The sequence below is a fragment of the Paraburkholderia phenazinium genome, from assembly GCF_900100735.1.
In the GTDB taxonomy this organism is placed as follows: domain Bacteria; phylum Pseudomonadota; class Gammaproteobacteria; order Burkholderiales; family Burkholderiaceae; genus Paraburkholderia; species Paraburkholderia phenazinia.
This window is the reverse complement of the sequence record NZ_FNCJ01000002.1, coordinates 433,750-459,713: the sequence shown is the minus strand read 5'-3', so window position 1 is coordinate 459,713 and position 25,964 is coordinate 433,750. Positions and strand designations below refer to the sequence as shown.

The 25,964-nt window shown below is 60.8% G+C and carries 24 protein-coding genes; 15 read left to right on the top strand and 9 right to left on the bottom strand.

Going from position 1 to position 25,964, the window contains the following annotated elements; translation table 11 throughout:
• Nucleotides 1-21: 21 nt before the first annotated feature.
• Both BLQ92_RS05880 and BLQ92_RS05875 read right to left on the bottom strand, forming a co-directional pair.
• Entirely contained in the window at nt 22-1,536 is a 1,515-nt protein-coding gene (locus tag BLQ92_RS05880; protein ID WP_090682492.1) for a mannose-1-phosphate guanylyltransferase/mannose-6-phosphate isomerase, read from the bottom strand.
• An 86-nt stretch (nt 1,537-1,622) separates the two neighbouring features.
• Nucleotides 1,623-2,636, bottom strand: coding sequence for a GlxA family transcriptional regulator (locus BLQ92_RS05875; protein WP_090682490.1), 1,014 nt, complete (start codon nt 2,634-2,636; stop codon nt 1,623-1,625).
• Nucleotides 2,637-3,594: 958 nt separating this feature from the next.
• Between BLQ92_RS05875 and rfbC the strand changes: the two genes are divergently transcribed.
• Together rfbC and BLQ92_RS05865 are read left to right on the top strand one after the other, a co-directional pair.
• The gene (gene rfbC / locus BLQ92_RS05870; RefSeq protein WP_090682488.1) at nt 3,595-4,143 is read left to right on the top strand and encodes a dTDP-4-dehydrorhamnose 3,5-epimerase; all 549 of its coding nucleotides are present in this window, start codon (nt 3,595-3,597) and stop codon (nt 4,141-4,143) included.
• A 456-nt stretch (nt 4,144-4,599) separates the two neighbouring features.
• Nucleotides 4,600-5,403 carry a helix-turn-helix domain-containing protein gene (locus BLQ92_RS05865; protein WP_244106089.1) on the top strand — a complete coding sequence of 268 codons (804 nt, stop codon included), beginning with the start codon at nt 4,600-4,602 and terminating at the stop codon, nt 5,401-5,403.
• Between the two features lie 40 nt (nt 5,404-5,443).
• Here BLQ92_RS05865 and BLQ92_RS05860 read toward each other — a convergent pair whose 3' ends face one another.
• The 3 genes from BLQ92_RS05860 to BLQ92_RS05850 form a co-directional block, all read right to left on the bottom strand.
• Complete coding sequence (locus BLQ92_RS05860) at nt 5,444-5,746, bottom strand: hypothetical protein (RefSeq protein WP_090682485.1); 303 nt, start codon at nt 5,744-5,746, stop codon at nt 5,444-5,446.
• A gap of 333 nt (nt 5,747-6,079) precedes the next feature.
• Nucleotides 6,080-6,469, bottom strand: a complete 390-nt coding sequence (locus BLQ92_RS05855) for a response regulator (RefSeq protein WP_090682483.1) — start codon at nt 6,467-6,469, stop codon at nt 6,080-6,082.
• A 249-nt stretch (nt 6,470-6,718) separates the two neighbouring features.
• Nucleotides 6,719-6,976, bottom strand: a complete 258-nt coding sequence (locus BLQ92_RS05850; protein ID WP_090682481.1) for a hypothetical protein — start codon at nt 6,974-6,976, stop codon at nt 6,719-6,721.
• A 679-nt stretch (nt 6,977-7,655) separates the two neighbouring features.
• Between BLQ92_RS05850 and BLQ92_RS05845 the strand changes: the two genes are divergently transcribed.
• A complete protein-coding gene (locus BLQ92_RS05845; RefSeq protein ID WP_090682480.1) occupies nt 7,656-8,078 on the top strand; it encodes a DUF2844 domain-containing protein in 423 nt (140 codons plus the stop codon).
• Nucleotides 8,079-8,088: 10 nt separating this feature from the next.
• A complete protein-coding gene (locus BLQ92_RS05840; protein ID WP_090682478.1) occupies nt 8,089-9,342 on the top strand; it encodes a DUF3443 domain-containing protein in 1,254 nt (417 codons plus the stop codon).
• Nucleotides 9,343-9,404: 62 nt separating this feature from the next.
• Here BLQ92_RS05840 and BLQ92_RS05835 read toward each other — a convergent pair whose 3' ends face one another.
• Nucleotides 9,405-10,532: a branched-chain amino acid ABC transporter substrate-binding protein gene (locus BLQ92_RS05835; protein WP_425194896.1), complete on the bottom strand. Its 1,128-nt coding sequence runs from the start codon at nt 10,530-10,532 to the stop codon at nt 9,405-9,407.
• Between the two features lie 571 nt (nt 10,533-11,103).
• Here BLQ92_RS05835 and BLQ92_RS05830 point away from each other — a divergent pair.
• The 5 genes from BLQ92_RS05830 to BLQ92_RS05810 all read left to right on the top strand — a co-directional run bounded on the left by BLQ92_RS05830 (nt 11,104) and on the right by BLQ92_RS05810 (nt 16,855).
• The gene (locus BLQ92_RS05830) at nt 11,104-12,366 is read left to right on the top strand and encodes a multidrug effflux MFS transporter (RefSeq protein WP_090682475.1); all 1,263 of its coding nucleotides are present in this window, start codon (nt 11,104-11,106) and stop codon (nt 12,364-12,366) included.
• 455 nt (nt 12,367-12,821) lie between these two features.
• A complete protein-coding gene (locus tag BLQ92_RS05825; RefSeq protein WP_090682473.1) occupies nt 12,822-14,222 on the top strand; it encodes a TIGR00366 family protein in 1,401 nt (466 codons plus the stop codon).
• Nucleotides 14,223-14,766: 544 nt separating this feature from the next.
• Nucleotides 14,767-15,114: a DUF4148 domain-containing protein gene (locus BLQ92_RS05820; protein ID WP_090682472.1), complete on the top strand. Its 348-nt coding sequence runs from the start codon at nt 14,767-14,769 to the stop codon at nt 15,112-15,114.
• 127 nt (nt 15,115-15,241) lie between these two features.
• The gene (locus tag BLQ92_RS05815) at nt 15,242-15,967 is read left to right on the top strand and encodes an alpha/beta hydrolase (protein WP_090682959.1); all 726 of its coding nucleotides are present in this window, start codon (nt 15,242-15,244) and stop codon (nt 15,965-15,967) included.
• A 219-nt stretch (nt 15,968-16,186) separates the two neighbouring features.
• Nucleotides 16,187-16,855 carry an RraA family protein gene (locus BLQ92_RS05810; protein ID WP_090682470.1) on the top strand — a complete coding sequence of 223 codons (669 nt, stop codon included), beginning with the start codon at nt 16,187-16,189 and terminating at the stop codon, nt 16,853-16,855.
• Nucleotides 16,856-16,933: 78 nt separating this feature from the next.
• Here BLQ92_RS05810 and BLQ92_RS05805 read toward each other — a convergent pair whose 3' ends face one another.
• The 3 genes from BLQ92_RS05805 to BLQ92_RS05795 all read right to left on the bottom strand — a co-directional run bounded on the left by BLQ92_RS05805 (nt 16,934) and on the right by BLQ92_RS05795 (nt 20,485).
• A complete protein-coding gene (locus BLQ92_RS05805; RefSeq protein ID WP_090682468.1) occupies nt 16,934-17,968 on the bottom strand; it encodes an L-idonate 5-dehydrogenase in 1,035 nt (344 codons plus the stop codon).
• A gap of 75 nt (nt 17,969-18,043) precedes the next feature.
• Nucleotides 18,044-19,156, bottom strand: coding sequence for a porin (locus tag BLQ92_RS05800; protein ID WP_425195060.1), 1,113 nt, complete (start codon nt 19,154-19,156; stop codon nt 18,044-18,046).
• A gap of 120 nt (nt 19,157-19,276) precedes the next feature.
• A complete protein-coding gene (locus BLQ92_RS05795; RefSeq protein WP_090682465.1) occupies nt 19,277-20,485 on the bottom strand; it encodes an aspartate transaminase in 1,209 nt (402 codons plus the stop codon).
• Nucleotides 20,486-20,761: 276 nt separating this feature from the next.
• Between BLQ92_RS05795 and nac the strand changes: the two genes are divergently transcribed.
• The 6 genes from nac to BLQ92_RS05765 all read left to right on the top strand — a co-directional run bounded on the left by nac (nt 20,762) and on the right by BLQ92_RS05765 (nt 25,953).
• Nucleotides 20,762-21,688, top strand: coding sequence for a nitrogen assimilation transcriptional regulator NAC (gene nac / locus BLQ92_RS05790; RefSeq protein WP_090682957.1), 927 nt, complete (start codon nt 20,762-20,764; stop codon nt 21,686-21,688).
• A gap of 137 nt (nt 21,689-21,825) precedes the next feature.
• Nucleotides 21,826-22,302 carry an acetyl-CoA carboxylase biotin carboxyl carrier protein gene (gene accB, locus BLQ92_RS05785; RefSeq protein ID WP_090682463.1) on the top strand — a complete coding sequence of 159 codons (477 nt, stop codon included), beginning with the start codon at nt 21,826-21,828 and terminating at the stop codon, nt 22,300-22,302.
• Nucleotides 22,303-22,375: 73 nt separating this feature from the next.
• Nucleotides 22,376-23,728: an acetyl-CoA carboxylase biotin carboxylase subunit gene (gene accC / locus BLQ92_RS05780; protein ID WP_090682462.1), complete on the top strand. Its 1,353-nt coding sequence runs from the start codon at nt 22,376-22,378 to the stop codon at nt 23,726-23,728.
• Nucleotides 23,729-23,817: 89 nt separating this feature from the next.
• The gene (gene pxpB / locus BLQ92_RS05775) at nt 23,818-24,489 is read left to right on the top strand and encodes a 5-oxoprolinase subunit PxpB (RefSeq protein WP_244106090.1); all 672 of its coding nucleotides are present in this window, start codon (nt 23,818-23,820) and stop codon (nt 24,487-24,489) included.
• Nucleotides 24,486-25,493: a 5-oxoprolinase subunit C family protein gene (locus tag BLQ92_RS05770; protein WP_090682459.1), complete on the top strand. Its 1,008-nt coding sequence runs from the start codon at nt 24,486-24,488 to the stop codon at nt 25,491-25,493. Before pxpB ends, BLQ92_RS05770 begins: the two co-directional genes overlap by 4 nt.
• A gap of 7 nt (nt 25,494-25,500) precedes the next feature.
• Complete coding sequence (locus BLQ92_RS05765; RefSeq protein ID WP_090682457.1) at nt 25,501-25,953, top strand: acetyl-CoA carboxylase biotin carboxyl carrier protein; 453 nt, start codon at nt 25,501-25,503, stop codon at nt 25,951-25,953.
• The last annotated feature ends 11 nt before the right edge of the window (nt 25,954-25,964 follow it).

Below are 25,964 nucleotides of genomic sequence, written 5' to 3'. Positions count from 1 at the left end.
ACTGCATCACACGCCAATGCGTCACGCGCGACCGTACGTATCGTCAAACCGAACGATGTCGTCCTCGCCGAGGTACGATCCGGACTGCACTTCAATGAGTTCGAGCGGCAGCTTGCCTGGATTCTCCAGGCGATGCGTTACGCCCAAGGGAATGAACGTCGACTGGTTTTCGCTGAGCATGAATTGCTCGTCGCCGCGCGTGACCAGCGCCGTGCCGCTGACCACAATCCAGTGCTCCGCGCGGTGGTGATGCAATTGCAGCGACAAGCGTCCGCCCGGATACACGACGATCCGCTTGACCTGAAAGCGATCTCCGTGATCGATCGAGTCGTAGTAGCCCCACGGTCGCCGCACCTTTCGGTGGGCCTCCGCCTCGGGTGCCTGTTGGGCCCTGATCCTGCTGACCAGCCCCTTGACGTCCTGCACACTCGAGCGGTCCGCAACCAGCACGGCATCGTCGGTCTCCACGACGACCACATTGGTGACGCCAACGCACGCAACCAGTCGGCCCTCGGAATGCGCGAAGCTCGAGGTCGTACCTTCGAACACGACGCGACCGCGCGAGACGTTGCCATCGGCGTCCTTGTCCAGGGCATCCCATACGGCGCCCCACGAACCGAGATCGGACCAACCCGCTTCGAGCGGCACGACCACACCCGCTGCCAGTTGCTCGCCTGAGCCAAGCCGCTCCATAACCGCGTAGTCGATCGAGTCGGATGGCGACTGTTTGAAAGCATCGGCGTCCGGCCGGAAGAATGGCCCGTCGGTCGTCCCCGAAGCGTGCGCCAATGCACATGCATCATGCATTGCTGGCTGAAGGGTTCTAATGGTCGCGAGCCATACGCTTGCGCGTACCACAAAAATTCCGCTGTTCCACCAGTACTGTCCCGACGCGAGGTACTGCGCCGCGAGTTCAGCGGCCGGCTTTTCCACAAAGCGCTCGATCCGATGAGCACCTGCGTCAATCGCCTGCCCAAGCTTGATATAGCCAAATCCTGTATCGGCCCGCGTCGGCGGCACACCCAGCGTGACGATCGCGCCGTCCTGCGCGTGCTCCACGGCAAGCGCAATTGCCCGTTGAAACGCGGCCACATCAGCGATCGCGTGATCGGCAGGCATGGCGACGACGATCGCGTCCTCGCCGTCCTCACAGGCAACCTTGGCAGCAAGCGTGAGCGCTGGCGCCGTGTCGCGCCGCATAGGCTCGACGACGATGCGCGCGTCGATGCCGCTGGCGCGGAGTTGTTCTGCGGTCACGAAGCGGTGTTCGTCGCCGCACACGATAATCGGCGCACCCGCAAGACCTGTTTTGACAGGAAAACCCCGCAGCCGCGCAACCGTGTCCTGCAGCAAGGATTCGGGGCCGAGTATGCCAATCAGTTGTTTCGGATACTGTTCGCGCGACATCGGCCATAACCGCGAACCTGAGCCACCGGCCAGAACAACAGGCGCGAGGCGCACTGACGCCCGAGCCGTATCGAGCTCACCACGTCCGGCCTCGCTGGCGTGATCCAATTCACCTGTCAATGTAGCCATGCTAAGTACTCCTACCATTGAGAATCAGAAGCATCACCAAGCGGTACCTAACCTGATGGAATTCAGTGACGCAGGGTTCTTTTAAATTACGGTGAATCGTCCAACGCCGCACTGCGATTGCGCATGCGGTATTCCGAAGGCGTCAGCCCCATGCGTTTGCGGAATATCTTGGCGAGACGATCGCCATTGATCCAACCGCAGCGCTTCGCAATCTTGTCAATCGGGGAATCGGTTTCCGCGAGCAGCCGTGACGTCATCTCCAAACGGGTCTGAAGCAGAAACTCAGACGGTGTCATACCAATTTCCTGCTTGAAGCAGCGCAAGAAGTTTCGCTCGCTCATCGCCGCTACCCGTACTGCATCGCTCACCGAGATCGGCCGGCCACAATTCTCTTTTAGCCAGCGCGCCGACGCCCGCACCTTCTCGACCCGCGTCGCTGGGTTCGAATCCGACAAAAACGACGCAAGGATCGCTGAACCATTCAACGAAAGACGTCCTGCCGTCTCCCGCGCGACCTCGATGCCAAGATCACGCTTGACCAGGGTCAGAGCTGTCTTGGCCGGCTCGTAACGATCAGCGGCATCACCCATCTCGCCTCCCACGATTCCCGCGAATTCCGGCGGTAAGCCGTCGAGGCCAGTGGTCTCGCGCGACCGATCGATACCGGCAGCGGCCAACAGCATCCAACCTTCTCCGATCGGCTTCACCACCTCGCTAAGCGGCAGCACTTCGCGCAGCCAACCGACCACGCGCTCGTCGCGAGCCGCGTTTTGCGCGCCCTCTCCGCCCACGATGAACAACGCGTCAAAGCCGTTGCCGTTTCGCGTATCGCAGGCATACGTCCAGACACTGATCGATGATGAACACGCCACACGCCCTCCCTCGGCCGAGTAAAAGCGAACGTCGTAGAATGCATCGCCTCTCGATCGTGAAGCACATATCTCGTTGGCCATCTGGAACACCTCCGGAATCACTCCGGCGGTTAGCAGCGAGAACCCTTCGAAAAGAACCACGCCAACGTCTCGAACCGAGCGTCTGCGCTTTTTCCCTGTAGCGGACACCGCTCCGTTATCCGGATTGTCGAGACCTGCATACGCCATAAAGCTCCTCTCAGACGTTATTGGTTTAGCGATGTCTCATTCGCAACGAGGATTGCCGCCAGTTGCAGTGCATCATACATAGGCCGCCAAATGGCGTAACGTGACTGACGGAAACCGCCAACATGTTGGCGGATTAACCCACAGCCTCATACGTGACCGATGAGGTTGCGAATTGCCATACGGCGGAATGCCTCGTTTTCGCATAAGCGCCGAAACACTGGATTTGCGCGCTCCTTAATTGAACAAAATTCGTTTCTAAAAAAATTATGAAAAATCTACTTGTTAGTGCGCTTTCTTGATCTTTACCGTCATTATTTCCGATATCACAATGCAACCGACACGCGCCTGATGAGCGCTGCAGCGCTGAGCGCGTTTTGGCAACTATGGTTAGCAGACGACCTGGCTCCCCTGCGGATGAGCTCGAGCCAAAGCCAGCGTGTCTGTCCGGGCCGTTGCCGTCGCCATGGCAGGTTCGGCCAGACATTCTGCAGATTTTCCTGCTTAGACGGCACAACACAGCGGTTCAACGATACGAAGTGTGCTCATGCACTGGCCTCCAAAACGCCCCCGCATTTGCGTCCCATATCTTTAGTTGTCGAGAGAAAAGAAAAATGAAAATGGGGAAGAGATCGCTGTAGATATTCGTTGCTTAACATTCTTCGGGATGTCATCCGAGGATGAGATGGTGCAACGCGTGAGCAACTTTTGCCTTATTAGCATACCCACGTGGCATGCCGGACATGCGCAAGGTGGGGACTCAAATGCTAGCGCTAGTCCGCCAACGACGTCACAACACCAGGAAAAATGCGGCAGCGCACGAAGTCACTTTAACTCGCTACCAGAAGGCAGATGGCGTCCTACTCCACTGCTTTGGCGGAATCGACACAGGCTCGAGTTGTACGATTGAAGCGATGCGCTACAACCCACAATTTTGCAGCTTCCATTCCGACCGCCGTCTATGACCATTAAGGTTCACCACACGCAGATTCGCGACGTCAAGCTAATCGAGCCATACATCCACAGCGATGCCCGCGGTGCGTTCTTCGATAGCTTCGATCAAACCGAGTTCGACGAGAAGGTGGCTCGCGGCCACCTCTTTTGTCAGGAGTACCACACGGTATCGTCCCGCAACGTGCTTTGCGGCCTGCACTATCAGATCCAGCATCCTCAGGGCAAACTGGTCCGGGTCGTAGCGGGTGAAGTGCTCGACGTGGCGGTAGACCTGCGTCGTTGGTCGTCCACCTTCGGCCGGTGGGTCAGTGCGCGGCTATCAGCGGCGAACTGTCATCAGTTATGGATTCCACCCGGTTTTGCGCACGGCTTCCTGGTGTTATCGGAAATCGCAGAGGTGTTGTGCAAAGCCACTGAGCGACGCATTCCCGAGCAGGAGCGCACGCTGCGATGGGACGATCCAGACATCAACATTGCGTGGAATCTCGATCACCCGCCGATCCTCGCCACAGGGCATGCGAGCGGCGTACTTTTTAGCGCGGCCGAAGTCTACTAAGTCTACTAATAGCGCCCACAGAACGATTTTCTCTATATCGCGGGAACGCTCCGTGCGGCGCTATCTCGAGCAGGCACGCCTCGCGCTGACAAAGCATGCCAAGGGGACACCGCGAGATTCGCCCGTGCCCGCCAACGTATTAGCCTAATCGGTCAGCTCCCGGCCTTACCCAAAAACCGTGTGTAGGATGGCCTGCTAAAGAGAACCGGCGTGCACGCTGGAGGAGGCCACTTGTCTTGGGGGGATGCTTGGATGGCAGCTTTTCCGGATCGCTATAGCTTGCCTGGCCTTCAAACTCAGGGCTTACCGACTGGCCGTGCCGTGAAACATATCGGCATAGTCCTGTTTAACGGCTTTGCATTGCCTGAAGCGGCTGCGGTGGCGGAGATCTTCCAATCCGCCAATGCGCTTGGCGAGACCACCCGGGGCAGCGCCGTACGGTACAACGTCTGCCTCGTGTCGATCATCGGCGGCAGAATCTCAAGTTCCTCGTCGGCCTTGGTCTGGACTGAGCGGATCAACACCCGGTGTGGTGCAGACAACTTCCACGCATTGTTCGTTGCAGGCGGCGCCGGTGTGAAGGCGGCGCTAAGGGATGAGACGCTCGTCAGTTGGCTGCGGCGCATTTCCTCCTACGCGGAGCTGATATTTCCGATCGCCGAAGGGCGTCTGCTGCTCGATGCAGCCGGACTCGGGCCCGTTGCGGACGAACCGCGGCACGGTGAGCCGCCCTCTTCGCCAGTATCGAGCGACGAGTTAAGGGCTGGGACGTCTCCCGACATCATCAATCCCCTGCAAGCTGCGCTAAAGATAGTCGAAAGCGACCTCGGCGTCGGCATCGCCCACCATATCGCCAGCGGTATCGAGCCTCCGTTGGAAACGCAGTTCACTGCCATCCTGCGCAAGAACGCGTCGGCCAACGTCAGTGAAAAAATCCAGGCCTCGGCGCGGTGGCTGGCGATGAACGGTAACCGGCCAATCACGATGGATGAAGCAGCGAAGGTTGCCGCAATGAGCTCGCGCAACTTCTTGCGGCGCTTCAAGATGGAAATCGGCGTGACGCCTTCCGATTACCTCTTGTTCGTGCGACTGGACATGTGTTGCCGTCTGCTTGCCGAAACAGCTCTGCCAGTCGACAAAGTGGCGCGGCGCTGCGGCATCGGCAGTGGCGGGCGGCTCTCGAAAATTTTTCGCAGATATCTCGGGACAACGCCGACTGCGTATCGCGCGATCAAGCGCAGATTGGCGGCTCCGGCATAGCGGCCGGCTGATCGTCACGGCGCCACTCACGGGGTGCGGGTTACTCGAAGCCGAGTCGATGACTCAGAATTGGCGCACAGAATAGTGCAATGGCACACCCAAGCGCCTTTCCTTCGAATTCCGCCACCGCCACGCGCACCCGGTACGATTGCGTCAGCAGATCGAACAGCTGCGGAAAACAGTACAGCACCGCTAGAGCGATGAAGCATTTCTCGACGGTCCCGATGCGCCAGCCCTTCGAGAGCGCGACGGCCGCCCCGACAACACGTAGTACTCCAAATATTACGAGCGCACCCACCGCTGCTTGTTCACGTAGCAAATACGCAGGGATAAATTCATCCATCTTTCTTTCGCGTCTGAGATGTTGCCGGTGAGAAAGTCCGATCACCAACGTCCTCTCATACGCACAGAGAGAAAAACCTGGATGGACGCTTAGCTGGGCAATCGACCGCTGCATAGTACATAGCGGTTTCGCGGTCGAAGATTGAATGGCCGAATCCACCACCATGTTGGCGGATTCGGCGAAGGCATGCCGAAAGGACACTGCCTTGAGCGCATCCCATTCGCCTGCTGCGGGATGGCGTGACTGGACGCTTTGACGGTCACTACGGCCGCGTTGATGCGCAACGAATCACTGCGTCGTGCCAACGTGGCCTGCTGCGGCTTGCTATGCCATTTAGCTTACAACAGATGTGGCGTACGAATTGCTGTTGCGCCCCAAAGCATGAATATGCGTCAGCGACTTGCCGCAACTCAGCGGCTTCTCGAGACAGATGTTCGCGCCGCTATTCAGTCCTGAGACGATGGCGTCGTTCGAGGTACTCGACGTGACGCACAGGACGATTGGAGTGATGGGGCGGTACTTGGCGAGGTACCGCAGAGTGTCGTATCGGGCTGCGTCCGGAGCCGACCAGTCGAGGATGATCAAGTCGAGGGACACCTGTTCGAGCACTTCCTGTAATGACTTGTCAGTTAGTGCTCCAAAGCAGAGATGCCCTGCCGACGACAACAGTTCAAGCGCGCGATCCAGTGCTCTGAGATCGGATTCCAGTATTGCGATTTGCATAAGATCGGGTGCGCTCGCTGAGCACAGCGATGAGGGCAGTTTGAACGCGTAAGCGCACAAACGTCTCTTACCATGCTATGCAGAACGCACTGGTACGTTTTGACGCTCCGAGTTTACGCGAAAGTGCGCAAGAGAATTGTTAAACATTACCTGCCAGAGGGAGTTTGGCCACCCGAGTGACGGTAAAACTTCCCGATTAGCTCACTGGAGATGTTGGGCGAATCTTTCCCTATGCTTTCAGCATAATCCTCACAAGATGGCCAGACGGACGATGCTCAACGCAATACCTAGAGGCAGCGCCAAGACCGCCGATATCGCCATCCGCTTGAGCAAGCGTGCCCTCGCGGCCTCCCTGCTGCCACGCGCGCGGTGCGGCTGGAGTTCAAGAACGACAAATCCGCCACTATGTCGCGCCCCCGTCCAGATGGCGGATCGAAAACTGTAAGCCAGATAGACAAGGACCCATGCAAAGCAAAGTCCGGAAAGAATCGAAAGAACAGTATCCATATGGCCCCTCGTTATGTGGTCGGCTCAAACAGGCGAGCGCGGTCTAGCCTGATCGCGTACAGCGTATGCTGCAATGCCGCACGTTGGGTAGGACAACGTGTGGGCCTTATCCGCCGGTCTCATTTCGACCCATTTCATTGGGAGCGCTTTGCCGTCTCAAGCTTGCGACAGGTTGTACGGCGCCTTACGCCCTGTTAGCAGCCATCCAGATGCCCCGGAGAACGCGGCAGCCGCCCGCGCGAGGCTTATGTGCCGGACCCTGGCGGACAAGCACACACTCACCACACCATCGCGCAACCATCGTTTTACGCGCGGTCGGATCGCTAATGTGTAGCGGTTCCGAAACATTGGGGGCCGCCCCGGCACTCATCGAGCCGCCCGGCGCAAGCAAGCTCTCCGCGCAGCAAGCGTTTGAGCCCACATGGCACGGCCGTTGCAATACGACCGTCACGCACCTATTCGCGGCTTCCGATCTGTAGACCTGAGCAATCCAGTCCAGGGCAGCGAGCCCAGACGTAGCACGCGCGACTGGGGAAACGATCGCGCGGCGGCAAGGAAGTCTCGGGGCCGTTGGAAATAAACACCTCAAGATGTTTTTAAAATAATTCGTAGTACGTATTAGCGTCAAGTCAGGGGAAAACTCTTGAAATCGAATCGTCATATCGGCATTGCTTGCGCAATGTTTGTGGCGGGCTGCGCGCTGTCAATCTCAGCGCAAGCCACCTTGGGCCAGAACGTCGGCAGCGTCGCGGGCGATCTGGTGCTCATGCACGCCGTCGCGCATACCATCGACACGCGACCGGGGTACGCCATGCACCGGATCACGCTCCCGTCCGGCACGCTGGTGCGCGAGTACGTTGCGCCCGGCGGCCAAGTGTTTGGCGTTGCATGGGAAGGGCCGACTCTGCCCGATCTGAAGACCGTGCTCGGCACCGCCTTCGATCAGTACGTAGCGGCTAACGCGACGCGCCGTGCAACGCCGCTTGCCGTGTCGAACAGCGATCTGGTGATTTTCTCGAGCGGCCATTTGCGCGCATTCGCGGGCCGTGCTTACCTGCCTCTGGCGGTGCCCGCGGACGTCGATCCCGGCGTCATCCAATAGCGGAGCCATCATGCGCTGCAAGCATTCGTTCATCACGGCCCTGCTCGGGATACTCGTTGCTCTGCTCCTGACCGCTTGCGGTGGCGGCGGAGGCAGTGGCGGCTCCTCCAGCACGCCAGCACCTGCGGCGTCGGCTACGAACGCTTCCCCAGCGGCGGCGGCATTAGCCGCTAACGCCGCAGCGGTCGCGGTCGATTTCGGCGTGATCGGCGTGCAGAACATGCCCTTCGTGAGCGTCACCGTCTGTACGCCGGGTACCACGCAGTGCCAGACCATCGATCATGTGCTGCTCGATACCGGCTCCTGGGGGCTGCGCGTGTTTGCCTCGCAACTGCCGGCGTCGCTGGCGCTGCCGCAGGAGACGGACGCGTCCGGCAATCTGCTGGCCGAATGCATGCAGTTCTTCGACGGCTATACGTGGGGCTCGGTGCGGCTTGCCGATGTGCAGATTGCCAGCGAAAAAGCGGCGCAGTTGCCGATTCAGGTGATCGACCCGGGTTATAGCTCGACGCCGTCGGATTGCAGCAGTATCGGGGCGTCGCGTAACACCCCCACCACCCTGGCGGCCAACGGTGTCCTCGGAATTGGCGTGTTCAAGCACGACTGCGGCCCGAACTGCGTGCAGCAGGCGCTGCCAGCCACCTACTATGCCTGCGCCGGGAGCGCTTGCACCTCGATCGCGCTCGCCGAGGATTTGCAGGTTGCCAATCCCATCCCCTACTTCAGCACCGACAACAACGGCTCGATCCTGATGCTGCCTGCGGTCGCGTCAAGCGGTGCGGCCTCGCTCAGCGGGCAACTGGTGTTCGGCATCGGCACGCAGAGCAACAACGGTCTGGGCAGTGCTCAGGTGATCGGAGTCAGCACGTCGAACGGCACGTTTAAGACGGTGCAAAATGGCACAACCTACGCGAGCAGCATCATGGACAGCGGCTCAAACGGGCTCTTCTTTCAAACCAGCGGGCTGCCGGTCTGCGCGAGTCCGAACACCGCGTATTACTGCCCGAACTCGACCGAGCAGTTGAGCGCTGTGATTGAAGGCGTGAACGGTGCCAACAGCGCGGTGTCGTTCGAGGTAGGCGACGCCGCAACGCTGTCACAGGCCGACACCGGCGATTCGGCGATGCCGCTGCTCGCGGGGCCCGCGTACGTCAACTCGGCTATCTTCGACTGGGGGTTGCCGTTCTTCTACGGCCGCAACGTCTACGTGGCCGTCGAGCAGGAGTCGACGCCTGGGGGCATGGGGCCCTATGTCGCATACTGATCTGATGTCTCGGGCCGAGCATGCGAGAGACGCGGCATGCCCGGCCCGGTTGCTGCGACAGCTTACATCTTGACGACGTCGAGCAACGTCTTCTTGCCGCTCTGGTAGGTGTACAGCGTGATCACGCCGTGCTTCAGGTCACCCTTCGGATCGAACGTCGTTTCGCCGATCACGCCCTTGTAGTCGGTCGTCGGCATCGCGGCGAGGATCTTCGCAGCATCGGTCGAGTTGGCGCGCTTCATCGCATCGACGATGATGTACACCGAGTCGTACGTAAACGGCGCGTACAGCTGGATATGCTGGCCGAAGCGCTTCTCGTACTTCGCCTCGAACGCCGCGCCACTTGCCATCTTTTCGAGCGCCATGCCAGCTTCCGAGCACACGATGTTATCGGTGCCGGCGCCGCCAAGGTTAGCAAGGCTGCTGGTGCAGACGCCGTCGCCAGCCAGAATCTTTGCGCGCAGGCCGAGCTGCTTGGCTTGCTTGGCGAACGGGCCGCCGGTGGCGTCCATGCCGCCGTACATGATCGCGTCCGGATTCTCACCCTTGATCTTGGTCAGAATCGCGCGGAAGTCGATAGCCTTGTCGTTCGTCGCATCATGCGAGACCACGGTAAGACCCAGCGACTTGGCGGTCTTTTCGAATTCATTTGCCAGACCCTGGCCGTACGCGGTCGAGTCGTCGACGATCGCGACGCTCTTCACCTTCAGATCCTTGGCGGCGTAGTTAGCCAGCGCCGGACCTTGTTGTGCGTCGGTCGCCACGACGCGAAAGGTCGTCTTGAAGCCTTGCTGCGTGTACACCGGATTGGTTGCCGACGGCGAGATCTGCACGATGCCTGCATCGCTATAGATCTTCGAGGCCGGGATGGAGGTGCCCGAGGTTTCGTGACCGACGACCGCCACAACCTTGTCGTCGACCAGCTTCTGGGCGACCTGGGTGGCCGTACGCGGGTCGCCGGCGTCGTCTTGCGCGTCGAGCTGCAGCGTGACCTTCTGACCGTTGATTGTCAGACCCTTCGCATTGATTTCTTCGACGGCCAGCTGCGCACCGTTCTCGTTATCCTTGCCTTGTTGAGCAGAACCGCCGGTCAAGGGCGACACATGACCAATCTTGACGACCGTGTCCGCCGACGCGACACCGCACACAGCGAACATCGCCAACGCCGCGAGCGCGGACTTCTTTGTCATGCACACATTCATTACTGCTTCTCCTTGGTTAATGCTTTTTGAAAAACTGTACGATGCACAGCACCCGTTGTCTCACCGGGCGCCATGATCCGAAACTGAGTGTCGCCGCAATTGACCTGCAAGCCCTTGAGTTTCGACAATCCCGTAGCGATTCGTCGAGCCGTTGCCGGCCCCGCTCTTGTATAAATTGGGCTTTTAGTGCGTGACGACCTGGAAACGCTCGAATCAGCCAATGTTCGAGAGCCGAGATAATCTTGGCAGGATGAGTAAAACTCCAATGCAAATTGGGCATAGGCCATGCAAAAATTGCATAATCGAGCCAAACCCCCGCGCCCAAAGGAAATCTGCTATTGAATTAGCGTTTCCCCGAATACCGATGCTCTGCGGTCATGAACCAATGCGGCTGACAGGCTACGCGATTTCCCCGTCGACCGGACGCTTCAAAAGCAGCTCTGGCACAGAAAGCGGCAACAACAGGCACAATACATGGCGATGGCGCCATCCACACGCCGCGTTCGACACTCGCACCGAATCATCTCGCGTGCCGAGAATCTGCTCCTTCGATGCTCTCATGAACCACGATATCCCCGAGCGCGACGCCCTTCTCGCGCGCACACCGAACTCGCCGCGCTTCCTGCTGTTCCTGATCTGCATGTTCGCCTCCGCCGGGCAGCTCGCGATCGACATCTACGTGCCCGCGCTACCCGAGATGGCTCGCTTCTTTACGACATCGCCTCAAGCGATCCAGTCGAGCGTGTCCGGCTACATGGCGGCTTACGCATTCGGCCAACTCGTCTTCGGGCCCGTCGCCGATGCTTACGGGCGCAAGCGCGTGCTGGCTTTCGGTCTTGTCATCTTCACAATCGGCTGCTTGCTGTCGCTCGCCGCGCCGAATCTGGAGACGTTCCTCCTCGCCCGCTGCCTGCAGGGCTTCGGCATCGCTACCACCAACCTGCTCGCGAAGGCGATCATTACCGATTCATTCTCCGGGCAGGCGCTGATTCACGCGTTCACCTACATGGCAATCGCGTGGGGGCTGGCGCCAATCGTTGCGCCGGTGATTGGCGCCCACCTGCAGACGTGGTTTGGCTGGCAGGCATGCCTTGTTTTCCTGCTTGTCTACTCGCTGGTGATGTGGGGTGTGGTATGGCGCTATCGTGAGACCTTGCGGCGCCCGGTGCGACTCGCGCCGCGCACGCTGCTGACGAACACGGGCAAGGTGCTCTCGAGCCCGGTGTTCCAGAGCTGCTTTCTCGCGCAAGGGCTCTGCTACAGCATCCTGCTCGTGTTCAACATCGTCGGACCGTTCATGGTCCAGAACACCTTGCACAAGCCGCCGACCTATTTCGGCTATCTCGCGCTCGGCATCGGGATGATGTACTTCCTGGGTGGCCTGTCGAACCGCATACACGGCCCGCGTCTGCCGAGCGCGGAGCAGCGCCTGCTTATCGGTTCGCGCGCGATGGCGGTTGCGTCGATCGCGATGCTGGTGCTTGCGATGACGGTGGGCCTGCGCGTCTGGACGCTCGCCACGCCTGTGCTCGCCATGGGGTTCTGCGCCGGCGCCATGTATCCCACCTTGATGGCCAAGGGCAATTCGCTGTTCCCGCATATCGCCGGCCTCACGAGCGCGATCCTCGGGTGCGCGCTGCTGCTGGTGTCGTCGGCGATGATGGGGCTCGCCGGCTTCGTGTCGGTGCAGGTGCTGATGCCGCTCGCGGTGTTCTTCGTGATCCTCGCGCTCACTGTCGTCGGGATGGTGACGAAGCTGCTGCGACATCTGGCGCAGCTGCAGCCCGCGTCCGTCGTGCGCTCCGGCGGCGAGGTGGTGTAAGTCAGCGGCACATGAAACCGCTCAAGCCATGACTCGCGGATAGATCGCGCACATCGAGAGTAGCGCCGTGCTGTACGAACGCATGGGGTGCGGCCCAGTTCCAGAACGAAACGCTCGCGGGCCTCGCTAGAGGCGCTTGACCAGCAAGGTCGCCGGATCGCTATCGTCGAACTTGACGGTCCGCTTTTCTTCGGCTCGGCGGAAAGGGTTGAGCGAGTGGTTGGAGACGAATTGTCCGCTAGCGACTGGGTGTTGCTCGCTGCGATCCTCCCCCAATGACGGGCTGTCACGTCGCCTTGACATGCAATACGGATAAGGCGAATAATGAGATGTTCGTTTAACGAAACCGTGTTCGCATACAGAACACCGGAAAAGAACCCAGGATTCCCGCCGCACGGCGCACCGATCCGGTTCGTACCGTCCAGCAAAGGGCCGGACGCCATCTAGAGCAAAACATGAAGCGAGACACCACCCCCACTGTCGCCGGCCAGCTTGCCGCCCCCCGCGGAATCGTGGCGGGCCTGGTTTACGTTTTCGAGCGGGTCATGCCGGACCCGTTCGTACTCTCCATCTTCCTGACGTTCTTCGTGGCCGCGCTGGCACTCCTGATCGGACCGCTCGGGACCGTGCCGACGCTGCTCGACTCCTGGTACACCGGCACCTTCGGCATCCTCGGCTTCGCGCTGCAGATGATCCTCATCCTCGCGACCGGTTACGCAATCGCCGAGGCGCCCATCGTCCAGCGCGGACTGCGTGCGCTGGCGGCGAACGCGCAGACGCCGGCCCGCGCCGCGCTGCTGGTGTTTCCGGTCGTCGCGATCGCAGCGTGGCTCAACTGGGGACTCGGCCTGATTGTCGGCGCGCTGTTATCGCGGGAAATTGCCCGCCGGGTGAATGTCGATTTCGCCTGGCTCGTAGCCGGCAGCTATTCGGCGTGGTCCATCTGCAATAGCGGGCTGTCCAGCTCGATTGCACTGTCGCAGGCCTCGCACGGTAATGCGCTCAATCTCGTCGAGAAGGCCACCGGCCACGTCGTGCCGCTCAGCCAGACCATTTTTGCGCCGTTCGTTTTCATCCCAACGGTGCTGGTGGTGGTCGTGATGACCGCCATCTTCATCAAGATGCATCCGAAGCCCGAGAACGTGGTCGCGTTCGGCGCTGCCGCTGACGACGCCGGTGATGCCGATAACGCGGCCGACGCCGATCCGCATGCGCGTAGCAGCGGTTCCTCCTCGTTCGCATCCCGCCTTGAACAGTCGATGCTCGGCACCCTGCTTCTGCTTGCACTCGGCGTTGGCTATCTGGCGATGACATGGTCCAGCAAAGGGTTCGACCTCGACATCAACAACACGATCCTGATCTTCCTGCTCATCGGTCTGGCGCTGCAGCGCACGCCGATCGCCTATGCGGGCGCGATCCGGCGTGCGGCGCGCCAGACCGGGTCGATGCTGCTGCAGTATCCGGTCTATGGCGGCATCATGGGGATCATGAAGGGAACCGGATTGGCTTCGATGATCGCCAAAGCCTTCGTCACGATCGCCACGCCCGCCACGCTGCCGATCTGGAGCTATCTGAGCTCGCTGATCATCACCCTGCTCGTACCTAGCGCCGGTGGTCACTGGGCCGTGCAAGGGCCGTTTGTGCTGCCTGCGGCGCTGAGCCTGCACGCCTCGGTGCCGCATACCGCGATGGGCGTGGCCATGGCCGAAAACGTCTCGAACATGCTGCAGCCGTTCTGGGCGGTGCCTATCGTCGCGATTGCCGGCATCCGGATTCAGCGTGTGATGGGGTATACGGCGGTCACCTTTGCTGTGTCGCTGGTGATTTATGCCGCGGCCCTGTGGCTCATACCTTGAGAAAAGTTGCACGTCGACGTGTTGCGGCGGCAGTCAGCCCCGCCCACTCATATTCCGCACGCTATTCATAACAAGTAATCGTCGTTATCCGCTCGACCCTGCGCGTTTGCGAACGCCCCAGCATAGGGCTGCCGAGGTACACGACACGTGGATACGGAATCTTGCACACCTGTGCCGGGAGAAGCGCGACGCCCATCCCGGCAGATACCAGACCGACCATGCGGGACACACGGAGTTTCGCGACCTTTCAGAAGCATTTCGCGACGCATATGGCCGATTGGTCGCAAATCGCTGGAGACCGGGACGTGCAGGCGCGAATATTCGTCTGTCGCAAGAAATTGATGTCCGGTCCCAGCCAGTAAGGCGTTACCGGGACCTGACCAGCAAATTTTGATCAGTTTCGAAAAAAACCCGGAATAAACCCTTGGACCGTGTGTTCGCCCTTACGTAGACGCAGCACGCAGATCTCCAACCCTTGTTTACCCCCAGCTTGAAGTCGGTTTTCACCGTCAATTTAATCTCACATTACTAAGGAGTCTTAATCATGTCGAAGATGCTCGTAGGTCTTGCTCTCGCCGCTGCCACGCTTGGCGCCCCGGTTCTCAGCTTCGCCCAGTCGAATACACCACTTACGCGTGCAGAAGTACGTGCCGATCTCGCTCGTGTCGAGCAGGCCGGCTATGCCCCGGGTGCAAGCGATATCAACTACCCGGCTGACATTCAGGCAGCTGAAGCCAGGATCGCTGCGCAGAACGATCAGCAACTAACCAATGAGGCCGTCGGCGGGGTGGCCCAGAACGGTGGCACGGCATCGGGTACGGCATCCCATACGGCGATGCGCTCCGGCTGCGTCGGACCGGTCAGCTTCTGCAACGTGTTCTTCGGTAGCTAAGTGGTTACCGGTCAAGCCAGCTATTTTTCGCATTCCCCCTTATTGATGGAGTTTCGCCGTGAAGATTTTGCCTATCGCAGCATCGATTCTTTCATTGTCCGCTTGCCTGTTTGCATCAACAGGTGCCATGGCTCAGGATACGCAGTCCGCTAGCGCCCCGATCAAGAACATTGTTCTGGTACACGGTGCGTGGGTGGATGGCTCGGGCTGGAAGCCGGTCTATGACATCCTCACCAAGGACGGCTACCACGTGACCATGGTGCAGGAACCGCTGACCTCACTGGACGACGACGTTACCGCCACCAAGCGCGTGATTGACCTGCAGGACGGCCCGGCCATTCTCGTGGCGCATAGCTACGGCGGCTCGATCATCACCGAAGCCGGTGTCGATCCGAAGGTGGCGGGCCTGGTGTATGTAGCCGCGCATGCGCCGGCTGTCGGCGAAGACGAGTCGGACCTCGGCAAGCAATACCCCAGCTACACATTGAAGCAGCCGGGCGCCATCAAGAAGACCGACGACGGCTATACATACCTCAATCCGGCAGACTTCCCGAAGGATTTCGCTGCTGATCTTCCGCTCAAGCAAGCGCAGTTCGAAGCGCAGTCGCAGATCCTGACGGGGGCGAAGGTTTTCTCGGCGCCGATGACAGTCGCAGCGTGGACCACCAAGCCGAGCTGGGGCATCGTGGCCGCTGACGACAAGATCATCAATCCGGATCTCGAACGCTTCTACTATCAGCGTGCCCATAGCCACACCACGGTGCTGGCGGGAGCAAGCCACTCGGTCTACGAGTCGCGTCCGAAGGAAGTAGCGGCTGTGATCGAAGACGCAGCGAAGCATGCCCAGCAGTAACGTGGCCAAGGAGAGTCAGATGTGCAGCCGTATCGAAATATCCGTCTGCACGACCGCCTGAGCTGCGCCATCGCGTCGCTCGTCATAAGCGTTTCGTATTGCGACAGATCGATTTCATGTTGGCGCGCCCGGCGTGGGGAGCCTACCGTTATGGCTGTAGTACCGCCCGGGTTTGCGCGTGCGGAGCTATTTCCTCCCCTCACGAAACGAACACTGACTATGTACAAAGCCATTCGCAAGAACCCTTCGGCGGCTCAAGCCGATGCAGGGATACTGAACGCATTGCGCGACATCCCGGTCTCCGCGCTCAGCGATAACATGCATCGCAATGTCGGTAGTGTGGGATTGCACCCCTACCAGCGACCCGGCAAGAAAACGATGGCGGGTACGGCCGTCACGGTCAGGTCGCGGGGTGGCGACAATCTGACCTATCTGCGTGCTCTGGAGTTTTGTCGCCCGGGCGATGTCCTCGTTCTCGATGCGGGGGGCGATCTCAACAACGCGGTGGTCGGCGGCATCCTGTCGTTCTATGCGGCCAGTATCGGTGTAGCCGGCATTGTGATTGACGGCGCGATACGCGATGTCGCCGAAATCCGTGACCGCGACTTCCCGGTCTATGCGCGTGGCGTGACCCACCGTGGCCCTTACAAGGACGGTCCCGGTGAAATCAACGTGCCGGTCTCTGTCGGCGGCATGGTGGTCAATCCGGGCGACATCGTCGTTGGCGACCAGGATGGATTGCTGGCCATTCCTCAAGCGGACGTCGAGCAGGTGACCGAGAAAGCTCGCGCAGTTCTAAAGGCAGAGGCCGAAACCATGCGCGCAATGAAGGAAGGCCGCTGGGACCGCGCATTCATTGACGCGCTAGAGGCACGATGCAATAACTAGGCAGAGAATTGCGAGGGTCACGCGACGGTTACTGATTGCCAGGTAACCGTCGCAATTCATTCAGTTAGAGATACCGCGTTACTCGAAACTGACCAGCACCTTCATCGATTTCGTCCGGTCCCCCGCAGCTTGAAACGCCGCGACCGAATCCCGATACGGGAATACGCCCGAAATCAGCGGCTTGACGTCGATCAGATCTTTGTTCAGCAATTCCACCGCCACAGCAAACTCTTCGTGAAAGCGAAACGCACCGCGCAAATCGAATTCCTTGGCAACAATGACGTTGATCGGCAAGCTGATATCGCCTCCCAGTCCCACCTGAACGATTACGCCGCGCGGACGGAGTACGTCGAACGCACCGCGCAACGCAGCGGCGTTTCCGCTCGCCTCGAACAGGACATCGAAGCTCCCCTTCTCGGCGGAGAACGGCACCAGGGCGTCGGGCTGTTCGGCGATGTTGAACGCGAGGTCGGCGCCTACGCGCAGCGCGCTCTCGAGCGGCAACGCGCTGACATCGGTTGCAACGATGGTCGCTGCCCCTGCGCGACGAGCCGCGGCCACGATCAACGCACCGATCGGTCCGCATCCCGTAACAAGCACCCGTTTGCCCAGCAGCGGTCCTGCGCGCCGCACCGCATGCAGTGCCACTGAGAGCGGTTCCGCCATGGCGGCCTCCGCGTCGCTCAGGGTGTCGGCGACAACATGAGCCTGTGACCGATCGATGACGATTTCCTGGCGGAACGCCCCTTGTACATGGGGTGTGCGCATGGCGCTGCCGTAATATCGCATATCCAGGCAGTGATTCTGCAACCCCTGCTGGCAATATTGGCAGAGCCCGCATGGCCGGCTCGGACTGATGGAGATACGCGTGCCGATGGGCATGTCCGTCACGCCCGAACCGGCGCCCGCCACCACGCCCGATACCTCGTGACCCAGGACCATCGGCTCCTTGATGCGCACGGTGCCGAACCCGCCGTGATTGAAGTAATGAAGATCGGAGCCGCAGATCCCTCCGGCGCGAACGCGTATCAGCAACTGGCCGGCCTCGGGTGCAGGGGTCGGAATGTCCTCAATGCGTAAATCGAGGGGAGCGTGAATGACGAGTGCATGCATGGCAAGGTTCTCTGTCGGTGAATCAGTGGTCAGAGAAGACCATCATAGTCTTCTCCATGTAGAACAGTTCATCGTTCAGAACTTGTGCCGCAGGCCGATATCCGCCTCAAACAGCGAGTTGTGCCCGTAGAACGGCTGATTGGAACCGGAAGCGGCAGCCAGCGTCGTCCACGCACCGGTCAGATGGTTGTAGTCGGCACCGATATAGATGTCGGTCCGCTTGCTGAGGAAGTAGTCGATCGTCGGGCCACCGGTGATACGTGTACCGCTCTGGCCGGCGTGGTGCACGAAGTCGACATAAAGCGGCAGGTCGAGGGCAAGCGCAGGGGTGAAGTAGTATTGGAGAGCCGTGGAGAACGAGTCGTTGCGGTAGTCCGCCGGATAGACGTGACTGAAGATATAGGAACCAAAGACCTTGGCCGAACCGAACTGATAGGTCGCGCCAGCCGTGAAGACCTTCTGCGAGCTATCCGGAATCGTGAGACCGAAGTAGGTGCTGCCATACTCGGTCGTGGCCGGCGTCAGACCACCAATGTCGTTGATCACCTGATAGGCCGCACCCACGCTCAAGGGACCGTGGTCATACGAAAGACTGACCGCGGGCGACGAGTACTGGTGGAAATCGCCTGCGGTTTGGCCAAACGTGTAGGCACCTTTGGCGGTAAAACCGGCAATCGTCGGCGACGTGTATCGAACCGTATTGTCCAGGCGTCCGCCACCGGTTTCGCCTGCGCCCTGGAAACCGACCGTGCCGGTGTAATTGGCAAACGCATAGATGTCGTGCGTCCAGCCCATTTCGTGCACCAGGGTGTATTGACGTCCCAAGGTCACCGTGCCGTACTGGGTGCTGAGGCCAACCAGAGCAGTGCGGCCGAAGAGTCGGGCCGTGCCGGAAGGTGTCGATTGCTGGGTCGCACCGGTATTGGGCGTGAACCCGCCCTCAAGCTGGAAGATCGCCGCCATGCCGCCACCGAGGTCTTCCTTTCCCTGCATACCCCAGCGGCTGCCCTGAATTTCACCACCGCTTCCCATCGTGAAAAGACTACCGTTGCCGGTCTTCGTCTGATGGTTGTCGTAGCGCGCCGCCTCGTCGATGATGCCGTACAGCGTGACGCTCGACTGCGCATACGCAGTCCCCGACAATGCCATGCCAATTCCAGTAAGCACACCTAATGTATTCTTTTTCACGAGAAGATCCCCTTACGGTTTGAAGAAAATGGAAAATTTCAGGTCGACTGCCGCATCCCGCCGGTGCGGCATGTTTTTATTTGAGGATGCGACGCGGGATACCGCGCCGCATCGTTTCTCTCAGTTCAACGCCGCCACAGCTGCTGCGATCTTGCTGCAGCCTTCATCGATGACCTCGACGCCCGTGGCAATCGACATCCGGAAGAAGGGAGATACGCCATACGCCGAACCTGCCACCACCGCGACTCCGGCATGTTCAAGCAGGTAAAGCACAACATCGGCATCGCCTTCGAGGCGTTTTCCCTGCGGCGTGGTGCGGCCGATCATGCCGCTGCAGTTCACATACAGATAGAAAGCGCCGCCCGGCGTCCGGCAACTGATACCCGGAATCGCATTGAGTGCTTCCAGCGCGCGGTCACGTCGTTGCCGATAGATCCGTACGGACTCGCTGATGAAGCTCTGGTCGCCGGTCAGCGCGGCGAGCGCAGCCGCCTGGCTGACGGAGCTGGCGTTACTGGTCGACTGGGACTGCAGCGTGTCCATGGCTGCGATCAGATCGGCCGGCCCGGCGGCATAGCCGATTCGCCATCCGGTCATCGCGTAGGTTTTCGACACGCCGTTGACGACGAGAGTCCGGTCCGCCAGTTCCGGCTCGACCGACAGCAGATGTTGCGGGGCATCGCCGTCGAAGCGAATATGCTCGTAGATATCGTCCATCATCACGAGCACACGAGGATGACGCAGCAGGACATCGGCCAAAGCGCGTAGTTCGGCAGACGTATAGGTGGCGCCAGTCGGATTGGTCGGCGAGTTGATGATCAGCCAGCGCGTGCGCGGCGTGATAGCGGCCTCAAGGCTCGCAGGCGTCAGTTTGAAGCCGTCGTTCTCGGTGCAGGGCACCACTACTGGTACGCCGTCGCAGGCCAGCGTCATGTCCGGGTAGGACACCCAATAAGGCGCGGGAATCAGCACTTCGTCACCGGCTTCCACTGTGATGGCAAGGGCGTTGAAGATCGCGTGCTTGGCGCCGCACGTGACGATGATGTGCCTGGGATCGTAAGACAGCCCGTTTTCCCGCTTGAGCTTTTCGGCGATGGCGGCGCGCAGTGCCGGCGTGCCGGCGGTTGGCGTATAGCGTGTTTCGCCGCGCTCCATGGCTTCGAAAGCCGCGCGACGAATATGCTCGGGCGTATCGAAGTCGGGTTCACCAACGACCAGATTGACGATGGTTTTGCCCTGACGCCGCAGCTCGGCGGCACGGTCGGCCGCAGCACTGCTAGGCGATGGTTTGATTCGCTGGACGCGGGCAGCGATGCGCGATGCACTCACACTGGACTCCTATTCGGCGTTTAACGAGCCCTAACAGTAAGTGCGCAGAAAAGTTGGCGCTAAGAGGTCTTTCCGCTGGCGTAATAGCATCCACTTATGACGCGACGAAGTACGCGCCGCACTCAATCGCACGCCTCGCTGTCCGTGTTGCAGAGCAGTAACGCAGTCCGGCCGGCCGGCGATTCGTCGGAGTACGGGTTTTTTTCGGGCTGTGCGTCGCTCGGCGCTTGCCCTATGATTGTTGCAATCCTGTCACCAACGATGGATGCGACCACCGTGAACCTGCGGCGTTTGAAGTACTTTGTGAAAATTGTCGATATTGGCAGCCTGACTCAGGCGTCCGAAGTGCTGCATATCGCGCAGCCCGCGCTGAGCCAGCAGCTCATCACGCTTGAAGACGAGTTCCAGCAGCAGTTGCTGGTGCGAACCAAACGCGGCGTGACTCCAACGGAAGCGGGCGCCACCCTGTATCGCCATGCGCAATTGATCCTGCGTCAGTATGAGCAGGCTCAGGCCGACGTCAAGAGCGCCGGCCAGACCCTGTCGGGCCAGGTGTCGGTTGGTCTCGCGCCGGGCACTGGGGCGTCTGCCCTTTCGTTGCCGCTGTTGCGCACGGTGCGCGCCCGGCACCCGGATATCCTGCTCTACATCAACGAAAACTTCGGGACCACGCTCAGCGAGCTGATCATGAACGGCCGTATGGACATGGCGGTCCTGTATGGCGACAAGCCGGTCCACGGCCTGTCGTTCCAGCTTCTGATGAACGAGGAACTGTTCCTCGTCGCGCCGCGCAGCATGGGTATCACGCAGGAGCAGATCAACGTGACCGCCTTGCGCGACGTGCCGTTGCTGCTGCCGCGGCCTTATAACTACCTGCGCAAATACGTGGACGAAGGTTTCGCCCGGGTTCAGATGATCCCCAAGGTGGTGGCCGAGATCGAATCGGCGTCTACCCTTTCGGCCGCCGTGGGCGCGGGCATCGGTGCGACCATCCTGCCGGACTCCACTGCCCGGGTGGTCGCCGCGGCCGGCGATATCGTCCAGTGCCGCATCGTTTCCCCCGTGATCAAGATCCCTCTCTCGGTCTGCCTGTCAGATCACCTGCCCCTTTCCGAGCCCGCCGCAGCCGTCAAGGACATCCTGCTGGAGCTGGCGGGAGACCTCGCGCTCGACGTGCGTTCAGAGCCCGGCGCCGATACATAAGCGCGCCTTATCGCTACAAAGCCAAACCGTCTTGGTGCAATTTTTATGCGCCGGATACATTGAGTCCATCGTCGCTCACGCGGTTCGAATCGAGCCGGAGCGACATGCGTTTAACCGGGCCACGCACGGACTCAAAGATGGATCTCCAGAAAATTAAGGGCCTTATTGACCTGCTAGCCGAATCGCCGCTTGCCGAACTCGAACTGATCGAGGGCGAGGAAAAGGTCCGGCTGGTCAAGGCGCAGCGGCGCGGCCGGCTTGCCGCCTCCACTGCAAGCGAGGACGTCGCGGCCGCGACGCGTTTGACGACTAACGACGAATTGGGGTTGCTTACGACTCCCGCCCCCTCCTCCTCGCCCCCTACCGCCGCAGCGAGCGGGCCACGGCTGATTTGCGCACCCATGTTTGGCGTAGTTCATCTGACGCCTGCGCCAGGCGAGCCGCCATTCGTGAACGTGGGCGACGCTGTCGAGGAAGGACAGGTGCTGTGCACGATCGAGGCAATGAAGATGTTCAACGCGATTGAAGCCGAGTTCAAGGGAACCGTTGTCGAGATTCTCGTCAAGCCGGGCAACGAGGTGGAAGCGGGCCAAGCGCTTCTTCGTATCGGGTGATGACTATGCTTGAGTTAGTCGAGGTGTCGCAGTTCCGTTGCGACGAAGTGCCCTTTTTCCCGGTCGAGTGACGATGTTCAACAAGGTACTGATTGCCAACCGCGGTGAGATTGCGCTTCGGATCCAGCGCGCCTGTCGCGAACTGGGGCTCAAGACGGTAGCGATTCATTCGGAAGCGGATGCGCACGCGCGCTACGTGCGGCTGGCCGACGAGGCTTTGTGCATTGGCCCCGCAGCGCCGGGGCAGAGCTATCTGAACCGTGCGGCGATCCTGTTTGCTGCGCACGTCAGCGGTGCGCAGGCCATTCATCCCGGCTACGGCTTCCTTTCGGAAAACGCCGACTTCGCCGAACAGGTCGAGGCAGCGGGGTTGAGTTTCATCGGCCCGCACCCCCACTCCATCCGCACCATGGGCGACAAGGTGGCGGCCAAGCGAGCCATGCACGCCGCCGGTGTGCCGTGCGTGCCCGGTCCGGATGGCAGCCTGCCTGACGATCCGGCGGCGATCCTGCAGATCGCCGAAGAGGTTGGCTTCCCGGTCATCGTCAAGGCGGCGGGCGGCGGCGGCGGACGCGGCATGCGCGTCGTTCGAAGTGCCGGGCAGTTGCTGGAAGCGGTGTCCGTGACGCGAGAGGAAGCACGCCGTGCGTTCGGCAAGCCGGAGCTCTACGTCGAGAAGTTTCTCGAGCATCCCCGCCATGTCGAGATTCAGGTCCTGTGCGACACCCACGGCAATGCCCTCTGGCTGGGTTCGCGCGACTGCTCGCTGCAGCGGCGTCATCAGAAGGTGCTGGAAGAGGCGCCCGCGCCCGGCATCGATCCGGAGCTGATCCGCCAGGTCGGCGAGCGCTGCGTAGAGGCGTGCCGGCAGACCCACTACCGCGGAGCCGGCACGTTCGAGTTCCTGTTCGAAGACGGCGAGTTCTATTTTATCGAAATGAATACCCGGCTGCAGGTCGAGCACCCGGTGACGGAGATGACCTCCGGCATCGACATCGTTCGCGAGCAGATTCGCATCGCGCAAGGGCATGCACTCACGGTAACGCAAGCGGAGATCCGCACGCTTGGGCATTCGCTCGAATGTCGTATCAATGCCGAGGATCCCTTCAGCTTCATCCCCTGTCCGGGCAAGGTCACTGCGTGGGAACTGCCCGGCGGCAACGGTGTACGGGTGGACTCGCACGTTAGCAGCGGCTCGGTGGTGCCGCCGTACTACGATTCATTGATCGCCAAGGTCATCACCCATGGAGCGACCCGCAACGAGGCCATCGCGCGCATGCGGCTCGCACTCTCGGAGATGCGGGTCGAAGGTATCCGTACCAACGTGCAGCTCCATCAGGCCGTGCTGGAAGACAAAGGATTTTGCGCGGGCGGCGTCGATATTCATCATCTGGAGCGCTGGCTCGCCAAGAGGAATGAGACATGACGTCCATCATTGAGCGTGCGGCGATTGCGCACGCCGAAGCAGCTGGGCGAGTGCGACTGCGACCGGATTCAGAAAGGACTGCCCCTGCAATGAAACAAAACGATTCCGACGCTCAGCTTTGTATCAGCATGCTGGGCACGACGGCCATGTTGTTCGAAGCGCCCGGGGCGCTCGATCTGCATACGCAACGCCGCATCTGGACGTTGGCCCGTGAGGTCGAGTCGTGGCCGGGTGTGCGTGAGGCGGTGCCGGGCGTGACCAACCTGATGCTGACTTTCGCCACTCCACCTGCCGATCCGGACTCGCTTGGCGCCGCTTTGCGCGACGCATGGGCCGCTGCGGTCGAACTGCAGATCGAAGGGAAAGTCGTGGAGCTGCCGGTGGAATATGGCGGCGAGTTCGGACCGCATCTACACGACGTGGTCGCGCATACCGGTTTGTCCGTCGACGAGGTCGTGCAGTTGCACTGTGCGCCGCTCTATACCGTCTACGCGCTCGGCAGCCACCCAGGGTACTGCTATCTCGGTGGCATGGATCCGCGTATCGCCACGCCGCGCCGCAAGGTTCCGGTGCTCGGCCTGCCGGGTGGCGCGGTGTCGATCGGCGGAGTGCAGACGGGGGTTTCCGCGTCGACCGGGCCCAGCGGCTGGAACACCATCGGCCATACCTCGATGTCGTTCTTCGATCCAACCCGCGACAACCCGGCCACCCTCGCACCCGGCGACATGATTCGCTTTCGCGTCGAGAGGATCGTCCCATGATTGAGATCTTGTCTTCATCCGCGCTCGCAACGGTGCAGGATCAGGGGCGCGAAGGCTATCTGCGCTACGGCGTCGGCACCAGCGGTGCGATGGACCGCCTGGCGCTCTCGATAGGCAACCTCCTGCTTGGCAACCCCGAGGACGCAGCGGGAATCGAAATCCCGATGTTTCCGTTCCGCGTTCGCTTTCTTGAAGATCTCGCGTTCGCGATCACCGGTGCCGATTGCTCCGCGCGTCTGGGCGAACGGCCGGTGCTCCCCTGGTGGACCGCGCAGGCGAAGAAAGGCGACGTGCTGACGATTGGCATCCCGGCGAGCGGCACGCGCTGCTATCTGTCGCTCGCAGGCGGCGTCGACGTGCCAGTCGTGCTCGGCTCGCGCAGTACCCAGTTGCGCGGGCAATTCGGCGGCTACAACGGGCGTCAGCTGCAGAAAGGCGACGTGGTGCAGGCGATTGGCCTCGGCGGTCGTAAAGCGCTGACTGAGCAGGCCTGGGATGCGGGGTTCGGCACCGTCCCGCCTGAGTATTCGCTGCGCACTCCGCTTGCCACGCCGGCGGCCGACCCGGCTGAGACTGTCGTACGCGTGCTGCCCGCAGCCGAATACGACAGTTACGCCCAGGAATCGCTCGACGCTTTCTGGCGCGAAGGATGGAAGGTCACGCCGCAAAGCGATCGATATGGATACCGTCTCGCGGGACCGACCTTGAACGCGACGCATACGATCGAAAAGCGCTCGCACGGCATCGTGCCCGGCGTCATTCAGGTGCCGCACAGCGGACAGCCGATCATTCAGTTGCGCGACGCGCAGCCCTCGGGCGGCTATCCGAAGATCGGCACGGTGATCGAAGCGGACCTGTGGCGGCTCGCCCAGGCACGGATTGGTACGAAGATCCGCTTCGTCCAGACGACCTATCCGGAAGCGGTCGCCGCACTCGAAGAAGTGGAGCGCTATCTCGTCAAGGTCCGCAACCTGGTTGGCCTTTTTCGCGGTTCCAGACACTGAATGAAACATGACACAAAAAATCGAAGTGGAAATCGGCGAACTTCGGCAGATCACGTCGTGGCTGGCAGCGTGCGATGTTGAATTCATCGAGATCAGCAAGCCCGGGACGACCATTCGTCTGACGACGGAGCAGGAATCGTGCGTCGCCCCGGGCGGATTGCCGCCTTCCGCGCAGACGGTGCGTTCTGCCAGGGCGGTCGATGCGCCGAACCGCACCGAGAAGCAGACGACGACGTTGACTGCAGCCTCGGCAGGTGTCTTCCTGGCAGCGCATCCGGCACGCTCCACGCTACTGGTAGGCCTCGGCGGTCAGGTCACCCAGGGGGAGGTTGTCGGCCTGTTGCAGATTGCGCAGCTATGCGTACCCGTAGTCGCGCCGGTGGATGGGATCGTCACCCGGATGCTTGCCGTGCACGGTGAGACCGTCGGCTACGGATCCCCATTGCTTGAGCTTGAATAACGGAGAACGGA